The 4,515-nt window shown below is 73.4% G+C and carries 3 protein-coding genes and 1 pseudogene; 1 reads left to right on the top strand and 3 read right to left on the bottom strand.

From position 1 onward, the window contains the following. Nucleotides 1-199: 199 nt before the first annotated feature. Nucleotides 200-1,102, top strand: a complete 903-nt coding sequence (locus DLJ58_RS31925; protein ID WP_124862377.1) for an endonuclease domain-containing protein — start codon at nucleotides 200-202, stop codon at nucleotides 1,100-1,102. A gap of 256 nt (nucleotides 1,103-1,358) precedes the next feature. Here DLJ58_RS31925 and DLJ58_RS31920 read toward each other — a convergent pair whose 3' ends face one another. From DLJ58_RS31920 to DLJ58_RS31910, 3 genes and pseudogenes are all read right to left on the bottom strand, one after another. Further along, nucleotides 1,359-2,306, bottom strand: a complete 948-nt coding sequence (locus DLJ58_RS31920) for an ABC transporter substrate-binding protein (RefSeq protein ID WP_124862373.1) — start codon at nucleotides 2,304-2,306, stop codon at nucleotides 1,359-1,361. 260 nt (nucleotides 2,307-2,566) lie between these two features. Next, a pseudogene (locus DLJ58_RS31915) lies at nucleotides 2,567-3,337 on the bottom strand (ABC transporter ATP-binding protein); the annotation flags it as partial. Nucleotides 3,338-3,356: 19 nt separating this feature from the next. Then, on the bottom strand, nucleotides 3,357-4,515 hold a 1,159-nt coding region (locus DLJ58_RS31910), incomplete at its 5' end, for a FecCD family ABC transporter permease (protein ID WP_341869942.1).

The following is a 4,515-nucleotide window of genomic DNA, read 5'->3' as shown; positions in this document are numbered from 1 at the left end:
CCCCACGCCCCACGCCCCACGCGCCTGCCCGGCAAGATCGCGCTCGATCCTGGATGTAGTGGCCTCCGCTTCTCGGGAGGCCACTACATCCATGTTCCAGCGTGATCATGGGGATAACGACGCGCATCGGCGCCGGTGTGGTGACTGTTGTTATCCACAGGGGCAGCGTGACGCGAAGAGGTTCGGCCAGCCTGAGGCCATGCCGAAAGTTCCTCGTCGGCCGCCGCAGTTGCGGGGTCGGATCTTCCGTGGCTCGACCGCGATCTCGCGAGGCCTACTGACCCGCAACGAGCTACGCAGCTCGGCGTGGCGACCGCTCTTCCGCGACGTCTACGCCGATGCCCAGATCGCAGTCACCCACACCATCAGATGCACCGCCATCGGACGCTGGCTGGTACCACCCGGTGCGGCCATCGCAGGGCGCGCTGCCGCCGGCCTGTACGGCTGCGCGAAGCCCGGCGCGAGCGAGCCGGTCGACGTCCTCGTTCCCGCCGCCACCCGGATCGGCCCGACCGCCGGCATCCGGGTCCACCACGGAGAGATCGATTCCGGCGACACCGTGGACCGGGCCGGGGTCACGGTGACCAGCCCGGCGCGTACCTGCTGGGACCTGGCCCGTTGGCTCGATGTGATCGAGGCGGTGGTCGTCATCGACGCCATGCTGGCCAACAGGCTGACGACCGCACCAGCCCTGCGCGAGTACGCGCTGAGCCGGGCCGGTCGACGCGGCTGGCGATCGCTGCTACGCGCGGTCGACCTGGCCGACGCGGGTGCGGAGTCCCCCCAGGAGTCCCGCACCCGGGTCGGGCTGGTGCTCGCCGGCCTGCCGAGGCCGGAGACGCAGTGGGTCGTGGCCGATCAGGGCCGGTTCGTGGCCCGCCTGGACCTGGCCTGGCCGCAGTTCAAGGTCGCGGTGGAGTACGACGGACTCTGGCACGACGACCCCGAGCAGTTCCATCGGGACCGCCAACGCCTCAACCGACTGCTCGGCGGCGACTGGATCGTGCTGCACCTGACCGCCAAGCGCCTCCGGGACGACTTCGACGGGTTCCTCGCCGAGGTCCGAGCCGCCCTACGAGCACGCTCGCGCTCCCCCCGGTGACGATGATCGCGCTCGAACATGGAAGTAGTGGCCTCCCCCGTCCTGGGAGGCCACTACTTCCTGGATCAAGCACGATCATGGCCGGCGCACGAGTGCGCGGGGCGTGCCTCGCACGAGTGCGCGGGGCGTGCCTCGCACGAGTGCGCGGGGCGTGCCTCGCACGAGTGCGCGGGGTGCGCCTCGCGCGGGTGCGCGGGGTGCGCCTCGCGCGGGTGCGCGGGGTGAGCGCCTTCGCGCGGCGGCGCCCGGCGGGGTGTCAGGCGGCGGGGAGGTACTTGGTCAGGTCGTCGAGGATCTTGTTGGCGGCGCCGACGCCGATGCCGGTCATCCAGACCTCGTCGGAGACGGGGTACGCCTTGCCGGCCTTGACCGCGCCGAGACCCTTCCACAGCGTCCCGCCGGCGACCTTGGTCTGCTCGGCGGCGGCCTTGTCGCCGTACGCGGTCACGAAGATGACGTCACCGTCGACCTCGTTGATCCGCTCGGGGCTGACCAGGTCGAAGCGCTTGTCCTCCTTGTTGGCGAGCAGCTGCCGCTCGGGGCGGCCCAGGCCGGTGTCGCCGATGACGATGCCGGAGAACGAGTCCGGGCCGTACACCCGGATGTTGCCGGGCAGGAACCGCACGATGGAGACCTTGCGCGCGGCGGCGTCGCCGAGCGTCGCCCCGAAGTCCTTGGCCCGCTTCTCGTACGCGGCGAGCAGATCCTTGGCCTGCTGCTCGCGGCCGAGGGCCTTGCCGTCGAGGAGGAGGTTGTCCTTCCAGGTGATGCCCACCTTGTCGGTGAACACGGTCGGCGCGATGGCGGCCAGCTCGTCGTAGAACTTCTCCTGGCGGAACTTGCTGCCGAGGATGAGGTCCGGCTTCAGCGCGTTGATCGCCTCCAGGTCGGGCTCGGTGAGCACCCCGACCTCCTTGATGCCGGCGAGCTTGTCCGCGCCGAAGTACGTGGGCCAGCTCTTCGCCTCACCGGCGGTGGCCGCACCGACGGGCGTGATGCCCAGCGAGAGCGCCGTGTCGATCTTGTCGGTGTCGAGCACGACGACGCGCTTGGGCTCGGCCGGGACCTTGGTGGTGCCCATGGCGTGGGTGATCTCCCGGGTGTCCCCGGTGGTGGAGCCGGCGACCGGGTCGCTCTCACCGCAGGCGGTGAGGCCGGCGCCGAGGGCGACGGCCGCGGCGAGAGCTGCGACGAGACGACGCATCAGAGTCCTTTCGAGGGGTGCGAGCCGGCGAGCGGGTTGGCCGCGTCGCCGGTGGAGGGTCGGGCGTCCGGTACGGACGCCGTCGACGAATCGGGGTCCTTCGCGCCAGCGGACGCGGCGACCGGGCCGCCCGCGCCACCGGACGCGGCGACCGGGCCGCCCGCGCCACCGGACGCGGCGATCAGGTCACCCGCGCCACCGGGCGACGCGACCGGGCCGCCCGACGCGGCAGCGGGAGCGGGAGCGGGAGCGTTGCCACCGGTGTACGCGGGCACCACCAGCGGCGCGCCGGTCACCGGGCAGGGCACGACCACGCAGGCCAGCCCGAAGACGTCGCGGACCAGGTCGGCGGTGAGGATCTCCCGGGGCGGGCCGGCGGCGACCACCGTGCCGGAGCGCATGGCGACCAGGTGGTCGGCGTAGCGGGCGGCCTGGTTCAGGTCGTGCAGGACGGCGACCACTGTTCGGCCCCGCTCGGAGCGCAGCCGGTGCAGGAGGTCCAGCACCTCCACCTGGTGGGCCAGGTCGAGGAAGGTGGTCGGCTCGTCCAGCAGCAGGGCGTCGGTGTCCTGGGCGAGGGTCATGGCGATCCACACTCGTTGCCGCTGACCGCCGGAGAGGCTGTCCACCGGCCGGTCGGCCAGGTCGGTGACGTCGGCGAGGGCCATCGCCTGGTCCACCGCCGCGCCGTCCTCCGACGACCACTGCCGCCACCACCGCTGGTAGGGCTGTCGGCCGCGCCCGACCAGGTCCGCCACGGTGACGCCCTCGGGCACCAGCGGGCTCTGCGGCAGGACGCCGAGGCGGCGGGCGACCTCCCGGGTCGGCAGCTCGCGGATGGCGGTGCCGTCCAGCAGCACCGTGCCGCGGCGGGGGGTGAGCAGCCGGGCCATCGTGCGCAGCAGGGTGGACTTGCCGCACGCGTTGGGTCCGACGATCACGGTGAACGCGTCGGTGGGCAGGTCGAGGTCGAGCCCGTCGAGCACGGTCCGCTCGTCGTAGCCGGCGACCAGGTCGCGGGTGGAGAGCATCACACGACTCCTTGAGGCGTCACGACGACCGCCGCCGGCCACGCAGCAGCAGGAAGATCAGGTACGGGCCGCCGATCGCGGCGGTCAGCACACCGGCGGGTAGTTGGGTGGGTGCGAACAGGCGCCGGCCGGCCAGGTCGGCCAGCACCAGCAGGAGGGCGCCGAGCAGCGCCGCGCAGACCAGCGGTGGTCGTTCGGCGCGTACCAGGCGACGGGCCACCTGCGGGGCGACCAGCGCCACGAAGTCGACGGCGCCGACCTGGGCGGTGACCATCGCGGCGACGAGTACGCCGGTGCCGGCGAGGCCGATCCGACGGGCCACCGGGCGCAGCCCGACGCCCCGGGCGGTGTCGTCGTCCAGGGCGGTGCTGTTCAGCGCCCAGCCGGCCCAGGCCAGCACCGGCAGCAGTACCAGCAGCGTGCCGGCGATCCAGGCGGCCTCGGTCCAACCCTTGCCGGCCAGGGTGCCGATCAGCCAGATCTGCGCGCGCAGTCCGTCGATCGGGTCGGCGGTGAGCATGACCACCTCGGTGAGCGCCCGGAAGCCGAACGCGACCGCCACCCCGGCGAGCACGAACCGCTGCGCGGCCAGCCCGTGCCGGGCACCGAGAGCGAACAGCAGCACCGCCGCGAGCAGCCCGCCCACCAGCGCGGTGGGTGCCACCAGCACCGCGGCCATCCCGCTGGTCAGGGCCACGGTCGCGGCGAGGCCGGCGCCCTGGGTGATGCCGATGACGTCCGGGCTGGCGAGTGGGTTGCGGGCCACGTTCTGGATCAGCGTGCCGGCCACGCCGAAGGCGGCGCCGGCCACGGCCGCCAGCACGACCCGCGGCAACCGAAGATCAAAGACCACGAGGTCGTACGGGGTGCCAGCTCCGGAGAGGGCGCGCAGCACGTCGGCCGGGGCGACGTACGGGGTGCCCAGCGAGAGGCTGAGCACGACGGCCAGCAGGAGCAGCACGGTCAGCACGGCGGCCACCAGTACCGCGCGACGGCGGATCAGCAGGCTGACCGGGCCGACCCGCAGCAGCGACCGCCCCGCGAGCCGGGCCTGCCCGGCCGGCTCGGCGAGCCCAGCCGGGCCGGACACCGCACTGGAGCCGGCCGCACCCGCCGGGCCGGACTCCGCAACCGGGCCGGCCGCACCCGCCGGGCCGGACTCCGCAACCGGGCCGGCC

Source organism: Micromonospora arida (genome assembly GCF_003857035.1).
GTDB classification, from domain to species: domain Bacteria; phylum Actinomycetota; class Actinomycetes; order Mycobacteriales; family Micromonosporaceae; genus Micromonospora; species Micromonospora arida.
This window is presented reverse-complemented; position numbering and strand designations above follow the sequence as displayed.